We start from the raw sequence: 15,293 nt of genomic DNA, 5'->3' as shown, positions 1-15,293 counted from the left end.
ATTGCGGGCAATTCAACTAGAATGCGCATCCAACCTCCCAACCCAGAGTCTCCCTTGTCCAAGCCAGCCAGCCACGCCTTCGCCGCCCTGCCGATTTCCACCGCCCTGCGCGACAACCTTGCCGATCTCGGTTTCCGCGAACTTACCCCGATCCAGTCGCAGGCCCTGCCCGCCCTGTTGGAAGGCCGCGATGTCATCGGGCAGGCCAAAACCGGATCGGGCAAGACCGTGGCCTTTGGCCTCGGCGTGCTGAACAAGCTGCAGGCCGAGCGCTTCTGCGTTCAGGCACTGGTCCTCTGCCCCACCCGGGAGCTGGCAGACCAGGTGGCGCAGGAGCTGCGCAAACTGGCGCGCGCCATTCACAATGTGAAAATCCTGACTCTGTGCGGTGGTATGCCCTTCGGTCCGCAACTGGCATCGCTCAAACACGGTGCGCACATCGTCGTGGGGACACCCGGTCGCATTGAGGAGCATGTGCGCAAGGGCAAACTGTCCCTCGAACGGGTGCAGACACTCGTGCTGGACGAAGCGGATCGGATGCTGGACATGGGCTTCCAGGCCACGCTGGATGCGATCGTGGACGAGCTACCCACTGATCGCCAGACCCTGCTGTTCTCCGCGACCTATCCCGACAGTATCGAAGCCCTGGCTGCGCGGGTGCAGCGCGACCCGGTGATGGTGCAAGTGGGCGAACAACACACCCAGAGCAGCATCGAGCAACACTTTTACCAGGTCGGCGACAACGCGGATCGCGCGCGGGCGCTGCAACAGGTACTAGCCTATTTCCAGCCCGAATCCACCGTGGTGTTCTGCAACACCAAACGGGAAACCGACGAAGCGGCCGATGCACTGCGCGCGGCCAGTTTTGCTGCCCTGGCCCTGCACGGCGACATGGAACAGCGCGAGCGCGACCAGACACTCGTGTGTTTCGCCAATGGCAGCGCCTCCGTTCTGGTGGCCACGGATGTCGCCGCGCGCGGGCTGGATATCGAGGAATTGGGCCTGGTGATCAACTATCACCTGTCGCGGGATCCGGAAGTGCATGTCCACCGGGTGGGCCGCACCGGCCGGGCCGGCCAGCGCGGAATCGCCGCCAGTCTGGTCAGTAGCAAAGAGCAGTATAAAGTCGAACGGCTGGCACAACTGCTAGACCAGCCGGTTCGTACCGAGCCCCTGCCTGAACCCGTACGCGGCTTTCAGCCACTCCGTCCGGCCATGGTCACACTGCAGATCGACGGCGGAAAGAAACAGAAAGTCCGCCCCGGTGATATCGTCGGGGCACTGACCGGCGACAACGGTATATCGGGTGAGGATGTGGGCAAGATCCGCGTATTCGATTTCTGCGCCTATGTGGCTGTGAAACGGGAAGTTTCCCGCGCGGCGCTGGCCAAACTCACGAAAGGCAAACTGAAAGGGCGCAAATTCCGCGTGCGTGTGGTGGGCGTTTAGCCACACTCTCTACAATCGCACTTTTTGCCGGTATCCGGGCCCGCGCGATAAGCTGGGCCATGCTCTAATGGATAATGAACAGGCGGGCACCTATTACCTATGCACGGTAAAATGCACTTTGAGGCTCCGTGGAGTCGTCAGCTCAAATGGATTACCGCACTCACCACGCTGTTACTGCTGGGTATTCCCCTGATTCTGCTCAGCCGCGCACCGGCGGAGCACTCCGCTGTGTATAGTGCAGCTACAATGCTGCCGGTGGTCATACTGGCCGTGACCGCCCTGTTTGCCGTCCGCGGCTACACCATCGAAGATGCGGCACTACTGGTCGTCCGCCCGGGCTGGAACACCCGTATCCCGCTAACGGGCCTGCAATCGGTCGAGATCAAACCGGACGCCATGCGCGGCTCCATTCGCCTGTTCGGCAACGGCGGACTCTTCGGTTTTATCGGCCTGTTCCGCAACAGCGCCCTGGGGCGCTATCGCGCCTTTGTCACCGACGCCGCCAACTGCGTGGTACTGCGCTTTGCCGATCGCACGCTGGTCGTCACGCCGGACCGGCCGCAGCAGTTTGCCGCGATCCTGAAAGATTCAATCGAACCCTGACGGGAAACTGACTGCGGGGTTTTCGTACAGCGAACCTCTCCCACCGCCGAGCCGCCTGGCGGACTTCATGTGCTTTACTCTCTGGTAAGCACCGAAGAGGTCCGTGCCGATGAATGACGTCATGCCCCCCGATCTGGCGGCCGCCGCTGCGCTGGAACCCGATTGGCTGCGCTGGTGGTTCCGTGCACTGATCGCATCCAACCTGTTTGCCATCTTCTTTATTCTGCAACGATGCGATGGCAGGCTCCGTGTGCGCAAGGAGTCCCTGGCGATACTCGTGAGCTTTGTCGCGGTCGGCGTCATGATGAACTGGATGTACGGCAAAGTGGGCTATGTGCGCCTGCTTGGGTTACCCCATCTGATTTTCTGGACTCCGATCTATTTCTGGATACTCGGCAAGTTCCGGCACGACGCCTATTCTGGGCCGTTCAAGTACTATGCTTTCCTTTATCTGGTGATTGTCGGCACATCGCTGGTCATCGACACCTCAGACCTGATCCGCTACCTGCTCGGTGACCACCAGCCGCTGCACCTGAATTAACAGCGCAGCATCTCCGTGCGGAAACCACACGCACCACGCTGCGCTATGTACCGTGCCCCTTATGGCTCACAGAGTGACATTGAGCGAATTCAGAGGTTCTCTTCCATGACACTACTACAGCCCCTGGCCTGTGCAGTACTACTCTGTCTCAGCACCCAGCTGCTCGCTGACGAATCGCGCACGGAGAACATTCAATTCAAAGCCGGCAGCACGGGTACCAAAGTACAGGGTTCGATTACCGGCTACGAAACCGTCAACTACAAGCTGCGTGCCAACGCGGGCCAGAAAATGCACGTGGCACTGACGACCGACAGCGGCGCCAACTATTTCAATATTTACGCTCCCGGCAAGGGACCGGGTGATATGGCCATGTTTATCGGCTCGACCAGCGGACAGAAGTTCGCTGGAAAATTACCGGCCGACGGTGTCTATACGATTCAGGTATTCCAGATGCGCAGCGCCGCGCGGCGCAAGGAAACGGCCAAATACACCCTGAAAGTGAAAATCGACCCGGACGATGCCGCGCGCACACGCAAATCCAAGGCGCAGGCGCTGGCCAGTACCAGGCCCTGAAACCCCGTGATTACCGACTGCCAGGGCAACTCCCTTACCGGCGCCTCACCGGAAGCGGCGGCGCTGTATGATCGCGCTGCCGATGCCTTCCTGCGCTATTCCGGCGATCCGTTTGCGTTGCTGGACAAGGCAATTGAACGGGAGCCGGCATTTGCGATGGCGCATATTCTCAGGGCCTACCTGTTTGGTGTGTCGACAGAGCCAGCCGGCGTATTGCAGGTGCAGAAAACCATTACCACCCTGAATCAGCTACCACTGAATAATCGCGAAGCCGCGCACTGTAAGGCACTGTCATTGTTGAGCGCCGGCAACTGGACCGCGGCGGCTACGGCGCTCGACTACCTCTGTGCGGAATACCCTCACGACCTGGTCGCCCTGCAATGCGGGCACCTGATGGATTTCTATCGCGCGAACGCGCGCGAGCTGCGTGACCGGATCGCCCGCGCCCTGCCCCAGTGGTCTGCGGAAATCCCCGGTTATTCGTACCTGCTCGGTATGTATGCCTTCGGCCTGGAGGAGTGCGGCGATTACGGACGCGCGGAGAAGTTTGGCCACGGCGCCATCGAGCTGGAACCGTTTGACTGCTGGGCGCACCATGCTGTCGCACATGTATTGGAAATGCAGGACCGCGCCGACGAGGGAATTCGCTGGATGACAGAGCGGGAACCATTCTGGGCTGCCAGCGATAACTTTTTCCGGGTACACAACTGGTGGCACTGTGCGCTCTATTTCCTGGATCGCGCAAACAACGAACAGGCTCTGGCACTCTATGACGATGCCATTCGCTCTGAACGCAGTGATGTGGCGCTGGACCTTATCGACGCGTCAGCCCTGCTGTGGCGGCTCGCGCTGCTCGATTGCGATATCGGTGAACGCTGGCAGGAACTCGCCGCAGCCTGGCGCCAGCACGCCGACGGCCGCACCTACCCGTTCAACGACTGGCACGCGGTAATGGCACTGCTGGGTGCGGGACACGATGCGGATGTCGAGACAATCTGCAATACGATACGCGCGACCCGCGATAATGAAGAGGAGACATCGCGCTGGGCTTGGCACACCGGGCTGCCACTGATCGAGGGATTTGTCTATTTCTGGCGCGGTGACTACCAGCAGTGTATCGATCACCTGCACCCGGCACGGTATATCGCCAACACTTTCGGCGGGAGTCACGCACAGCGGGATATCATTGACTGGACGCTGGCCGAAGCCGCCCAACGCGCGGGACAGCGCCATCTGGCCGAGGCATTGGCCAGCGAGCGCCTCGCACTCAAGGCACACAGCATCGTCAACCAGCGACTGCTGCAGCGCGCCACCGGACCAGCGCCAGATCACTGACTGCAGCCTCCGCTGGGCCCCCGGCAAAATCCAACCTGGATTGATCCAATTGCTTTCAGCCCACGTACACATTTGCCTGACTAATTCGGGGGATATCGAATGAACCAACTCATCCGGCTGATCTACGCGAGTAAAGCAAATTTCGCGTCGCGCCCACCGGAGAACGGCGTAGAACCGACCGTGGCCCGTATCCTGATGCAGAGCCGGCAGAACAATACCAGGTCCGATATCGGTGGCGTGCTGTATTTCGGTGACGGGCACTTCTTCCAGGCACTCGAAGGCGATCGCGATGGAATCAACGCGACATACCGGAAAATCCAGCGGGATCCCCGTCATACCGATGTGACAATGCTCTCACTGAAAAGCATTCAGCAGCGGGTATTCGGTGGCTGGTCAATGAAATATGTACCCGCAGAACAGGAAGTGCGCGGTTTTTTAATTAGCCGGGGTTATATTCGATTTTCCCCTCTGGAATTCAATGAGGATACCGCAAACGCCCTGATCCAGTTCTTTGGTCAGCAGCATGGCGTGATGGAAGGTGAAACGCGGTCAGCAGTAAAATTGCTCTGGAGAAAACTCTTCAGACGAAATCGCATTACTGAGAATAGCGAGCACTGAGGGTTACTGCTTTAAACCGGTAAATTAGCGAAGTCCCGGTCACAACTAATCATCCTGCTACGGCTACTGCAGCGCATCGCTGGCAACATGTCGGAGCAGCCCTAAAAAGCGACATCAAAGCCCACCAGGAAGTAGGGTTCCTTGTCCAGGTGTCCGGTGTAGTATTCGCCGCGTTGATCCTGTTCGCCGAGAAAGTCGATATTGATCTCTGCCACGCCCTTGACATTGCGCATAAAAAAGTAAGATGCGGTCAGCGTGAGAGTATTTGCATCTATCCCCTCGTAGATGGTGTCGGTATTATCCAGGTCATCTGCATTGTCATAGTTATAGAGCAACGAAAACGCCCAGCGATCACTGGCTATATAATCGACGCCGGCGAAGCCACCGTTCCAGTCGTAATTGCCAAAGCCCGACTCTCCATTATCGAATTCCTCGAGCTGGAGAAAGTCGTTCCAGCTGTTCCAGAGATACTGGAAATACCAGTGTGCCTTGTCACCGATGCTACCGGACAAATCGATCCCGATAACATTCACGTCGGCGTCACTTTCACCATCGAACAGTCCCGCCGGACCAGTAGCGCTGCGGCGCTTGCCCGTGAGTCCGAACAATCCCGCCGACACGGGACCAATGTCAGCCCCGAGACGCCCAAAGACGCTTTTGTTGCTGTTGTCATCGAACAGGTGATCGGGGCGCCGATAGCCGGGGCTGTTGATGGTAAAACTCTCGTCAATACCATTGCCGTTGACGACGCCGAGCGCAATGCTGACCGGCCCGAATTGGCGGTCCAGCACCATGCCGCGGTCATAGGTGATTCCCGCCATTCGATAGGCCAGGAAATCCTGGAAGGTCAGCCGCAATTCGCGGGGAAACATCAGGTCAGAGACCTGGAACTGACCCAGCTGCAAGCCGATTTCGGTGCAGAAAAGGTCGTCGTAGCGTATCCAGGCATCCTCAATGACTACCGTGCCGTTTTCACCCTTTTCGGCAAAAATGCCATAAAAGTAATAGGTCAGGTGTTCACTGAGAGGCGCACTGGACAACAGCTTCAGCAGATACGGTGTCTGAAAGTCCGCATTTGCGTTGATGCGATCGCCACTGAGCGGATCAATGGCCCCTGCGTTGCGCACCTGGAAGTAGGTCTGGGCCCGGATCGCCAGCGGAACATGGTCCGGTAGCGCGAGCATGTTGTCTCCGGTATCCAGAGTGTTGTCGCGCCAATTCGGCAGACGATAATTGTTGGCCGCAAATTGCTCGCCAAAAGCATTTAATCGTGGGAAGGCCGCGTGGCACGCAGCACAGCTCATCTGGTATTTGCGCGCGAATTCAGGAATGGCCCGCGCTGACTCTGCCCACCCAAGCAATAACAGCATGATCAATGCAGTGGCGCCGTAATAGCGGCGAAAAATGCTTTTCATCATTACCGGGATCCCATCCCTTGTTAGCGTCCTTGTTTTATCTGAATAATTTAGTTCAGCCGTCAAACCTGTAAAGCCGTGATAAAAATACCGTCACCTGTCAGGACATAACTGCGAATATGGCGACAACCGGCACCACAACGCTTTGATTGGCGCTGGCTGTTGATTTGTCGCGCGTTTTTTCAGATTATCGGAGACCCTGGCAGAATCATATGCCTCATGGATACTAAGCTGGAAAATAAGCTACGCGAACACCCTCGCTCGATGGCCTCCCTGATGAAATCTATTGCCACACTGTTATTGCTGTTACTGCCCTTCACTGCCAGTGCCCAGTCGGCCTGCGTGATATTGCTGCACGGATTGGCCAAATCCGATGCCTCCATGCAAAAGCTGGACGATGCCATTGCCGATGCTGGCTTTGCCACCGTCAATGTTAACTATCCATCCACGGATTACTCCATCGAGAGACTCGCCGGCCCGACCATCGCACCGGCACTCGACCGCTGCAAGGATTACGACGAGGTGAATTTTGTCACTCACTCCATGGGTGGCATTCTGGTGCGCCAATACCTTAGCCGCGTGCCAATCGATAACCTCAATCACGTGGTGATGCTGGGTCCGCCTAACAAAGGCAGTGAGGTCGTAGACAAGCTGGGCGAGTTTCCGGGATTCCATTTTATGTTCGGTGATGCGGGCCTGCAGCTCGGCACCGGTGACGTCAGCCTGCCCAACCGCCTCGGCGCCGCCAATTTCGATGTGGGTATCATTGCCGGCACCCGCAGTATCAACCTGATTCTGTCGCAACTGATTCCGGACACCGACGACGGCAAGGTATCGGTGGAAAGCACCCGTCTAGACGGAATGCACGACCACCTGCAGATGCCCGTTACCCATGTCTTTATGATGAAAAATGACAAGGTCATCGCCCAGGTAATCTACTACCTGCAGCACGGCCAGTTCGACCACAGCACAGTGGCGGACGACGCGTAAAGCCCACAGGACACCGAATTGCCGTGCTCGTCTAGACTGCTGGTAAATCCCAGGAGGCAGACCGCATGGCGGGGCAGGATGACGCAGGCTCTTCTTCGGCGGCACCGGCGCAAATGGACTTGGATTTCAGCGTGGCGGTGGAGCGCGTCGACAGCTGGATCGACGGCGCCGTGCGCCTGCTGCCCAACCTCATCATCGCCCTGCTGCTGTTTGCGCTGTTCTACGTTTTCGGGAGCCTGGCACGACGCCTAATTCAGCGCCATCTGAGCCACCGCCAAAGAGAAAACCTCGGCGAAGTCCTCGGGAGCCTGGTGAAGTGGACGCTGGTGCTGATCGGTTTCCTGCTGGCGGCCACCATTGTCATGCCCACATTGAAGCCCGGCGACCTGATTGCCGGCCTGGGGGTCAGTTCCGTCGCTATCGGCTTTGCCTTCAAGGACATACTGCAGAACTGGCTCGCCGGCCTGTTGATATTGCTGCGCCAGCCTTTTGAAGTGGACGACCAGATAGTGGTCGGCGAACACGAAGGCAACGTGGAGCGTATCGAAACCCGCGCAACCATTATCCGCACTTACGACGGCCAGCGGGTGGTCATCCCCAACAGTGATATCTATACCAATGCAGTACTGGTCAAAACCGCCTACTCCCTCAGGCGCAGTGAATACGATGTGGGCATCGGCTACGGCGATGATCTCGACAACGCCTGCAAGGTGATCGTCAACGCCGTTACCGGTGTTGACGGCGTCGCCAGCACGCCCACTCCTGAAGCCCTGCCCTGGGATCTGGCAGCCAGCTGGGTCACCGTACGAGCACGCTGGTGGAGTGACAGCCGCCAGACGGAAGTGCGGCATATCCGCTCCGACGTTATCCGCGCAATCAAGCTCGCGCTGGATGAGGCCAATATCGATATGCCATTCGAAACCTGCGTGCAGTTGTTGCACGACCAGACCGAAGAAGTGGACGGTGATCGCGGTGCACAGCGGGAGGGGTGGCCCGCCGCCGACGGCAAGGCACCGCGACCGCGCTGGAAGGCTCAATCCGACAGCCAGCCGGAGCCGTGATCTGGCAAGGTGGGCTTCAAGCCAAGCGCCAATCGCTTTATCCTGAGCTTCCAGCAATCAGTGGAAGCAGCGCATGGTGCACTGGCAGTGGGGAAAATTTAGTGACTTTTCCCCGGATCAACTCTACGAGGTCCTGCGTGTCCGCCAGGCCGTCTTCACGGTGGAGCAGGACTGCGCCTACCAGGACGCCGACGGCAAGGACCAGTCTGCCTGGCACCTGACCGCCTGGAGAACGGCCAGTCCCACGCCCGAGGCACTGGCCTACCTACGCGTGGTATTCCCCGGCAAAAAATATCCGGAACCCTCCATCGGCCGTGTACTCACCGCCGAGGGTGCCCGGGGTACGGGCTTGGGGAGAGAACTGATGCGGCGGGCAGTCGAGCAAATCGAGCGGGAATATCCCCAATCTCCGATTCGCATATCCGCGCAGCAATATCTGGAATCGTTTTATCGGGACTTCGGGTTTGTGCGGGTCTCAGAGCCCTATGACGAAGACGGGATACCTCATATCGAAATGCTGCGGCCGGAACCGTATCAATCGTAATAGCGCGGTGACAGGTTGGCGATCGCAACGATAGAAGCCAGGGCAAACAGGATTGTCGTCACTTTCCATGTCGATCTTTTTTTGCGAAAAACGGCAATCAGCAGGGCAAGTCCCAACACGGGATCTTCCAGGTTGAGTAGTGAAAACCACTCCAGCTTAAACAGTACGACGTTGACGACATAGGCGAGGAAGAAAAACACCGATAGCACCAGCAGTGTCCAGCGGCCGTCCTGATGGAACTGTTCGTAAGCATCGGATGAATCGTCGGTTGCCCGCGGTACTACGAGGCTTCCCGCAATAAACAACAGCAGCGCGAGTATGAGGAGAATCGCAAACTCAAAGGCAGTCCAGTCCGGCTGCAGCGCCTCTAATTCCAATATCGCCCAGAGGAACTGCATCTGCCAGGCAAAGACAATTGCGGCCCAGGTCATGGGAATCCACTGCAGGCGGTAAATCTGGCGGCTGCGAAAAGCGTCAACCACGTCACTCAATAACTGGGTAATACCTATTCCCATTATCAACATGATCGTCGCAGTCACATAGCTGAACACATCCATGTTTGTCGCCGCGCTCTCCACATCGCTAGCCAATGGCGCAAGTGTAGATATGTTGGCGCCACTCTGCCGCGAATGTAGACGAGTTGCGGGGGGAGACGCCGCCCTCTAATGGGCGACAGTGCGCGAGAACACGTTGATCACCAGCACACCGGCAATGATCAGCCCCATGCCGATAATTGCCGGCCAGTCTGGCACCTGCTTGTAGACCACTGCGCCGGCGATGGCCACCAGGACAATCCCCATGCCCGACCAGATTGCGTAGGAAACCCCTACCGGGATGGTGCGCAATACCAGGGTCAGCATATAAAAGGCGATACCGTAGCCGATAACGACAATGAGCGTCGGCCCGGTGCGGGAAAATTGTTCGGATGCCTTGAGCGCCGTGGTTGCGGCGACTTCCGCCACAATGGCAATGGCGAGGTAGAGGTAGAGGTAAGCCATAGTCACGCTGAATGTGGGATCTATCTGGTTTTGCAAGGCAAAAGACGGAACACTGCGCGGCATGCAGCCGCGCAGACAAGCGGATTACCCGATTTTGCGGATACCTACCGCGTGGCGGAGCTTCTCGATAAAGGGCGCTGCATAGGCGCGGGCCTTTTCCGCCCCTTTTTCCAGCTCCACCTCGATTTGCGCGGGATTCGCCAACAGGTCGTTGTAGCGCTCGCGGGCATCGCCAATCTCGCCGTTGACCAGTTCGAACAACTGCTTCTTGGCCTCACCCCAGGCAATGCCCTCTTCGAACGCCTTGCGCATCTCCGCGGTCTGCTCTTGCGTCGCGAAGGCCTGCCAGATCTGGAATACGGTAGAGGTATCCGGGTCTTTCGGCTCGCCCGGCTCCAGCAGATTGGTCTTGATCTTGTTGATATGTTTCTTGAGCTGCTTCTCGGTCAGGAACAGCGGGATGGTATTGCCGTAGCTCTTGCTCATCTTGCGGCCATCCAGTCCCTGCAATACCGCTACATGCTCATCCACCACGGCTTCCGGCAAGGCGAAGTGCTCGCCGTAATGGTGGTTGAAGCGCCCGGCGATGTCCCGCGCCATTTCGATATGCTGCACCTGATCCCTACCCACCGGCACCTTGTTGGCATTGAACATCAGGATGTCCGCCGCCATCAGGATCGGGTAGCTGTACAGGCCCATGTTGACACCGAAGTCCGAGTCCTCGCCGTCGGCGCGGTTGGCGTCCACCGCCGCCTTGTAGGCGTGGGCGCGATTCATCAGGCCCTTGGCGGTCATGCAGGTCAGCAGCCAGGTGAGCTCCGGGATTTCGTGGATATCCGACTGGCGGTAGAAAACGGCGTTGTCGGTATCCAGCCCCAGCGCCATCCAGGTGGCGGCAATCTCGCGGGTGGACTGGTGCACCATATCCGGATCCTGGCACTTGATCAGCGCGTGGTAGTCCGCCAGGAAGTAGAACGGCTGGTTGTTCTCGTCCTGGCTGGCGGCGATCGCCGGGCGAATAGCGCCGACGTAGTTGCCGAGGTGGGGAGTGCCGGTGGTGGTGATGCCGGTCAGTACGCGCTGCTTAGTCATAAATCCTTGTTATTCCGTGCTGTCTTCTCGGGAATCGGGGGCGAATAATACCCTGTTCACGACACGGATTGTATGGGGCCGGCCACGCCCTCTCCGCAGACCAATCCTGTAGCCAGAATCCAGAGCATGCAACCAGCACTGTCGCCGGATAGCCGCCGGCGACAGCACCGCACTCCTATCGGCCAATACGGGTCCCAGCCAACATTCGCCGCTAGCGTCCCACGAGCTGCCCGAGCAGTACACGGTATTCCGGGACGAGCGCCGACCAGCAGAGCCCGGATACATCCGGTACCGAAAGCGGCTCTCCGCGCGCGATCTGTCCGGCGCAGTCGTGCATGACTGTGTAGAGGTTGTCCGCGCAGATCTCCGGATTCTCATCAAACCGGTAGCCGCCTGCGCCGAACCATTCCGGGTAGGCCAGGCTATCCGGCACCAGCGGCCGGCATCCCGCCGCCACCGCCTCCAGCACCGCCAGGCCCTGAAAATCATGGCGCGCGGTGGAGAGCACTGCATGGCTGCCCTGCAGCAGCTGCCGGTATTCCGCCACACTCTGCTGGTACCCCCAGGCGCCCAGTGCGCCCGCTGACTCCAGGAGCTGCCTGATCTGCGCGAATTCGGGAGGCTGGCGGCGGAACTGCTGGCCGACCAGGTGAAAAGTGAAGGGAATATCAAACTCACAGAACCGGCGCAGCGCGGCCAGCAGGATATCCGGCCCCTTGTCGTACTCCCAGCGGTGATTCCAGATAAATACCGGTCTACCGGCTGGCTTCGCCGGGGCGATGAACAGGTCGTTTTCCAGCGGCACGGGCAATACACGCGATTTCTGTTCGATTTCAGCGCACAGGCCCGGCGGCACACTATCGGGGAATCGCTTCAACAGCTCGGCAGCCCCTTCCAGCAAAGTTCGGCGGTTGTATTCGGAGTTGAATAGCAGCAGGTCACCACAGAGTGCCGTGTAGATATTCAGCAACTGCGGCTCGATCGACTGGAAGGCATCATCACTGCGTGGGTAGGCAAACTGATTCTCGTGAAAATAGACCGCTGTGGGCACCGCGGCTATTTCCGGTACCAGGCCGCGCAGGGCCGACAGATCGGTCATGGATGTGGTGACAATCAGGTCCCAGGGCTGTCGCAGAACCTGTGCCGCCTCTCCCCGGCCCCAGCTCAGGCTATTACCCCGAATGCGCCAACTGAAGTAGCGCGGTGGCAGGGTCAGAACTGTCCACTGCCATTTCGGCAACGCCGCCACCAGACCGCGCCGCCAGCGCTTGTGGCTGTCGGCATCGTAGGCGGAAAGGAGCAGAACCTTCATGGGTAATCACTCTGCTTGGGAATGGTCAGGGCCGCAATCGATATTGAGATCAGCCAAGCGGGAGGCCCTGTCGCCGGTGGCTATTCGGCAAACGATTGCCGATAAGGCTGTTTACCGAATAGTTACCGGCGGCAGGGCCGGTGTCGAATCGATGTCAGAATTAAGGCCGGGGACGGTTTTGCTGGTCCAGACTCAGTCAAAATCACGCACATTGGTCAGGCGCGCCAACAGACTGGACGTATCCCAGCGGCTGCCGCCCAGCGCCTGAACCTCGCTGTAGAACTGGTCCACCAGGGCTGTGACCGGCACCAGGGCGCCGTTGCGCTGCGCTTCATTGAGGACAATGGCTAGGTCCTTGCGCATCCAGTCCACGGCAAAACCGTGCTCGTATTCACCGGCCAACATCGTCTTGTAGCGGTTTTCCATCTGCCAGCTCTGGGCGGCGCCCTTGGAGATAACGTCGACGACCTGCTCCGCATCCAGACCTGCGGCCTTGGCAAAATGCAGCCCTTCCGCCAGTCCCTGGACCACGCCGGCAATACAGATCTGGTTGACCATTTTGCACAGCTGGCCACTGCCCACAGGGCCGAGCCGGTTGACGGCGCGGGCATAACAGTCGATCAGCGGCAGCGCCCGCTGGTAATCCGCCTCATCACCACCCACCATCACGGTCAGCGCACCGTTTTCAGCACCCGCCTGACCGCCGGAAATCGGCGCATCCAGAAAACCGATACCCTGCTCACGGCCGATAGCTGCCAGCTCCCTGGCGACATCTGCAGACGCCGTGGTGTGATCCACAAACAGGCCGCCTTCGGCCATGCCGGCAAAAGCGCCGTGCTCGCCCTTGACCACTTCGCGCAGGTCGTGATCATTGCCCACACAGGCGAATACCAGGTCCGCGCCGCGCGCCGCTTCCGCTGGCGTCGACTTGGCCTCGCCGGCGTAATCCCCCAGCCACTGTTCGGCGCGGCTGGCGGTGCGATTGTAGACGCGCACAGTGTGCCCGGCTTTGGACAGGTATCCGGCCATCGGGTAGCCCATTACGCCGAGACCGAGAAATGCAACAGTTGCCATAGTGGATTACCCCCAGATCATCCAGATTAACGCCGCCCCCAATAGCAGGCGGTAGATCGCGAACGGCGCCATGCCGATGCGACTGATAAATTGCAGGAAAAAGCGAATGCATAGGTAGGCACTGATACCGGACAAGGTCGTACCAATCAGGATATCGTGCCAGTGGACTGGCTCTTTCTGCTCGAGCAATTCCACAATGAGCAGCAATGCACTGAGAGCAATGACTGGAATCGACATAAGGAAGGAGAAGCGCGCCGCATCTTCCCGCTTCATCCCCAGCATCAGGCCGGCCGTCATGGTAATACCGGAGCGGGAAGTCCCGGGAATCAGTGCAATCGCCTGGGCAGCGCCGATCGCTAGCGCCTTGCGCCAGTTGAGCTGAGCCAGTGTCTGGGTTCGCACGCCGCGCACATCCGCCCACCACAACACGATACCGAAACCAATGGTCGTAGCGGCGATCACCGCAGCCGAACGCAGTTTCGTCTCGATAACATCCTGGAACAGCAGACCGGCCAGGCCGGCGGGAATTGTCGCCAGCACGATCAGCCACGCGAGGCGCCCCTCATCGGTAAATTTGCCGGTAGCGAAACCGCCCAACCCGTCCCGAATCAGCGCCCAGACATCCTTGCGGAAATACACCACGACGGCGATCAGTGAGCCGAAATGTACCGCCACATCAAATGCGAGCCCCTGATCGGGCCAGCCCAACACCTGGTTGGGCAAAATCAGGTGGGCGGAGCTGGAAATCGGCAGAAATTCGGTAAACCCCTGGATCAGTGCCAGAGCCACAATATGTAATATGTCCATGAATAACGTCTTAGGAGCGGATTTTCTGCCGTTTCTGCCAAGTTACTTCATTACGCAGATACAGCGGTTCAAGTGCTTCGGCACTGACAGCTGCGCCATTTTGCCACAGGGACACAGCCAGATCGGCAATGTCGCGAGCGTGAATGGCCGCTTCCAGGTCGATCTCTGCCAAAGGCGCGGAGGCGAAACCGTCGTAATGCCAGCCGGGGCCGACACCATAGAACGGCGCGGGGAGATCGCTTGCTTCGAGTTCACGCACGACTGCGGCAGGATCCTGGACAGCCTCGGGCAGCAGGCTGTCATGGGGCGCATCTGCCGAGTACACCCCCCAGTAGACCTGTTGCATACGAGCGTCCAGTGCCGCGGCAATGGTCGCCGACTGCCACTGCGGGTGCGCGCGGCGGCTGCCGGCCGCCAGCGCAGCGAGACTGGAAACGGGTATTACGGGCCGGTCAGCTGCAAATGCCAACCCCTGGGTGCAGCTGATGGCGATGCGCAGGCCGGTAAAGGAACCGGGGCCACGGCTGACCGCAAACGCATCCAGCTGCGGAAGGCTCACCCCCGCATCGGCCAGTACCGCATCGACCATCGGCAACAAACGGCGGGTGTGATCCCGCTCTGCTTCAACAAACTGCTCCGAAGTATGGCCATCGCAGTGCAGGGCCACCGAGCAGGCTCCGGAAGTGGTGTCCAGGGCAAGAATCTTCACAAATATACTCGATCTTCATATCGGCGCGGCGGCTCCCCCGCGCCATGAAACTGGTTGGTTTGACCGGCGGGCAGGCAAATGGTGCCACTACCCCCGATTCCGGGCTCTGGCAGCCCGCGGGGGCGAATTGTGTCACGGCGGGCGATTTACGTCATGTGCGATGCGCCCCCCC

General features: G+C 59.1%; 17 protein-coding genes. 9 read left to right on the top strand and 8 right to left on the bottom strand.

Annotation, left to right across the window (positions count from 1 at the left end):
- Window positions 1-21: 21 nt before the first annotated feature.
- The 6 genes from dbpA to IG168_RS11955 all read left to right on the top strand — a co-directional run bounded on the left by dbpA (window position 22) and on the right by IG168_RS11955 (window position 5,119).
- Window positions 22-1,449, top strand: a complete 1,428-nt coding sequence (gene dbpA, locus IG168_RS11980; RefSeq protein WP_193164640.1) for an ATP-dependent RNA helicase DbpA — start codon at window positions 22-24, stop codon at window positions 1,447-1,449.
- 99 nt (window positions 1,450-1,548) lie between these two features.
- The gene (locus tag IG168_RS11975; RefSeq protein WP_193164639.1) at window positions 1,549-2,052 is read left to right on the top strand and encodes a PH domain-containing protein; all 504 of its coding nucleotides are present in this window, start codon (window positions 1,549-1,551) and stop codon (window positions 2,050-2,052) included.
- 109 nt (window positions 2,053-2,161) lie between these two features.
- Entirely contained in the window at window positions 2,162-2,593 is a 432-nt protein-coding gene (locus tag IG168_RS11970; protein ID WP_193164638.1) for a hypothetical protein, read from the top strand.
- Window positions 2,594-2,698: 105 nt separating this feature from the next.
- Entirely contained in the window at window positions 2,699-3,166 is a 468-nt protein-coding gene (locus IG168_RS11965) for a DNA breaking-rejoining protein (protein WP_193164637.1), read from the top strand.
- A gap of 6 nt (window positions 3,167-3,172) precedes the next feature.
- Window positions 3,173-4,501: a tetratricopeptide repeat protein gene (locus IG168_RS11960; protein WP_193164636.1), complete on the top strand. Its 1,329-nt coding sequence runs from the start codon at window positions 3,173-3,175 to the stop codon at window positions 4,499-4,501.
- Window positions 4,502-4,600: 99 nt separating this feature from the next.
- Window positions 4,601-5,119 (top strand): BLUF domain-containing protein, encoded by a 519-nt coding sequence (locus tag IG168_RS11955; RefSeq protein WP_193164635.1) that lies wholly within the window; start codon window positions 4,601-4,603, stop codon window positions 5,117-5,119.
- A gap of 101 nt (window positions 5,120-5,220) precedes the next feature.
- Here IG168_RS11955 and IG168_RS11950 read toward each other — a convergent pair whose 3' ends face one another.
- Window positions 5,221-6,537 (bottom strand): hypothetical protein, encoded by a 1,317-nt coding sequence (locus IG168_RS11950; protein ID WP_193164634.1) that lies wholly within the window; start codon window positions 6,535-6,537, stop codon window positions 5,221-5,223.
- Between the two features lie 216 nt (window positions 6,538-6,753).
- On the opposite strand from IG168_RS11950, the gene IG168_RS11945 reads away from it, so the two are divergent.
- The 3 genes from IG168_RS11945 (at window position 6,754) to IG168_RS11935 (ending at window position 9,129) form a co-directional block, all read left to right on the top strand.
- The gene (locus IG168_RS11945; RefSeq protein WP_226876914.1) at window positions 6,754-7,524 is read left to right on the top strand and encodes an esterase/lipase family protein; all 771 of its coding nucleotides are present in this window, start codon (window positions 6,754-6,756) and stop codon (window positions 7,522-7,524) included.
- Between the two features lie 65 nt (window positions 7,525-7,589).
- The gene (locus tag IG168_RS11940) at window positions 7,590-8,585 is read left to right on the top strand and encodes a mechanosensitive ion channel family protein (protein WP_193164633.1); all 996 of its coding nucleotides are present in this window, start codon (window positions 7,590-7,592) and stop codon (window positions 8,583-8,585) included.
- A 73-nt stretch (window positions 8,586-8,658) separates the two neighbouring features.
- Entirely contained in the window at window positions 8,659-9,129 is a 471-nt protein-coding gene (locus tag IG168_RS11935) for a GNAT family N-acetyltransferase (RefSeq protein ID WP_193164632.1), read from the top strand.
- Here the strand turns inward: IG168_RS11935 and IG168_RS11930 are convergent.
- From IG168_RS11930 to tsaB, 7 genes are all read right to left on the bottom strand, one after another.
- The gene (locus IG168_RS11930) at window positions 9,120-9,686 is read right to left on the bottom strand and encodes a hypothetical protein (RefSeq protein WP_193164631.1); all 567 of its coding nucleotides are present in this window, start codon (window positions 9,684-9,686) and stop codon (window positions 9,120-9,122) included. The genes IG168_RS11935 and IG168_RS11930 overlap by 10 nt on opposite strands.
- A 105-nt stretch (window positions 9,687-9,791) precedes the next feature.
- A complete protein-coding gene (locus IG168_RS11925) occupies window positions 9,792-10,127 on the bottom strand; it encodes a DMT family transporter (RefSeq protein WP_193164630.1) in 336 nt (111 codons plus the stop codon).
- Window positions 10,128-10,211: 84 nt separating this feature from the next.
- The gene (locus IG168_RS11920; RefSeq protein WP_193164629.1) at window positions 10,212-11,219 is read right to left on the bottom strand and encodes a tryptophan--tRNA ligase; all 1,008 of its coding nucleotides are present in this window, start codon (window positions 11,217-11,219) and stop codon (window positions 10,212-10,214) included.
- A gap of 211 nt (window positions 11,220-11,430) precedes the next feature.
- Window positions 11,431-12,531 carry a tRNA-queuosine alpha-mannosyltransferase domain-containing protein gene (locus IG168_RS11915; protein WP_193164628.1) on the bottom strand — a complete coding sequence of 367 codons (1,101 nt, stop codon included), beginning with the start codon at window positions 12,529-12,531 and terminating at the stop codon, window positions 11,431-11,433.
- 192 nt (window positions 12,532-12,723) lie between these two features.
- Entirely contained in the window at window positions 12,724-13,605 is an 882-nt protein-coding gene (locus tag IG168_RS11910; RefSeq protein ID WP_193164627.1) for an NAD(P)-dependent oxidoreductase, read from the bottom strand.
- Window positions 13,606-13,611: 6 nt separating this feature from the next.
- Window positions 13,612-14,412, bottom strand: a complete 801-nt coding sequence (locus tag IG168_RS11905) for an undecaprenyl-diphosphate phosphatase (RefSeq protein WP_193164626.1) — start codon at window positions 14,410-14,412, stop codon at window positions 13,612-13,614.
- A gap of 10 nt (window positions 14,413-14,422) precedes the next feature.
- Entirely contained in the window at window positions 14,423-15,121 is a 699-nt protein-coding gene (gene tsaB, locus IG168_RS11900; protein WP_193164625.1) for a tRNA (adenosine(37)-N6)-threonylcarbamoyltransferase complex dimerization subunit type 1 TsaB, read from the bottom strand.
- Between the last annotated feature and the right edge of the window lie 172 nt (window positions 15,122-15,293).

It is taken from the genome of Microbulbifer hainanensis, assembly GCF_014904735.1.
Taxonomy (GTDB): Bacteria; Pseudomonadota; Gammaproteobacteria; order Pseudomonadales; family Cellvibrionaceae; genus Microbulbifer; species Microbulbifer hainanensis.
Note: the sequence above shows the minus strand (reverse complement) of the source record. Positions and strands in the feature narration are given on the sequence as shown.

What these genes read in the sequence shown, in the direction of transcription:
- dbpA (WP_193164640.1), top strand. Translation starts at nt 22, where the DNA reads ATGCGCATCCAACCTCCCAACCCAGAGTCTCCCTTGTCCAAGCCAGCC.
- IG168_RS11975 (WP_193164639.1), top strand. Translation starts at nt 1,549, where the DNA reads ATGCACGGTAAAATGCACTTTGAGGCTCCGTGGAGTCGTCAGCTCAAA.
- IG168_RS11970 (WP_193164638.1), top strand. Translation starts at nt 2,162, where the DNA reads ATGAATGACGTCATGCCCCCCGATCTGGCGGCCGCCGCTGCGCTGGAA.
- IG168_RS11965 (WP_193164637.1), top strand. Translation starts at nt 2,699, where the DNA reads ATGACACTACTACAGCCCCTGGCCTGTGCAGTACTACTCTGTCTCAGC.
- IG168_RS11955 (WP_193164635.1), top strand. Translation starts at nt 4,601, where the DNA reads ATGAACCAACTCATCCGGCTGATCTACGCGAGTAAAGCAAATTTCGCG.
- IG168_RS11950 (WP_193164634.1), bottom strand. Translation starts at nt 6,537, where the DNA reads ATGATGAAAAGCATTTTTCGCCGCTATTACGGCGCCACTGCATTGATC.
- IG168_RS11945 (WP_226876914.1), top strand. Translation starts at nt 6,754, where the DNA reads ATGGATACTAAGCTGGAAAATAAGCTACGCGAACACCCTCGCTCGATG.
- IG168_RS11940 (WP_193164633.1), top strand. Translation starts at nt 7,590, where the DNA reads ATGGCGGGGCAGGATGACGCAGGCTCTTCTTCGGCGGCACCGGCGCAA.
- IG168_RS11935 (WP_193164632.1), top strand. Translation starts at nt 8,659, where the DNA reads ATGGTGCACTGGCAGTGGGGAAAATTTAGTGACTTTTCCCCGGATCAA.
- IG168_RS11930 (WP_193164631.1), bottom strand. Translation starts at nt 9,686, where the DNA reads ATGGATGTGTTCAGCTATGTGACTGCGACGATCATGTTGATAATGGGA.
- IG168_RS11925 (WP_193164630.1), bottom strand. Translation starts at nt 10,127, where the DNA reads ATGGCTTACCTCTACCTCTACCTCGCCATTGCCATTGTGGCGGAAGTC.
- IG168_RS11920 (WP_193164629.1), bottom strand. Translation starts at nt 11,219, where the DNA reads ATGACTAAGCAGCGCGTACTGACCGGCATCACCACCACCGGCACTCCC.
- IG168_RS11915 (WP_193164628.1), bottom strand. Translation starts at nt 12,531, where the DNA reads ATGAAGGTTCTGCTCCTTTCCGCCTACGATGCCGACAGCCACAAGCGC.
- IG168_RS11910 (WP_193164627.1), bottom strand. Translation starts at nt 13,605, where the DNA reads ATGGCAACTGTTGCATTTCTCGGTCTCGGCGTAATGGGCTACCCGATG.
- IG168_RS11905 (WP_193164626.1), bottom strand. Translation starts at nt 14,412, where the DNA reads ATGGACATATTACATATTGTGGCTCTGGCACTGATCCAGGGGTTTACC.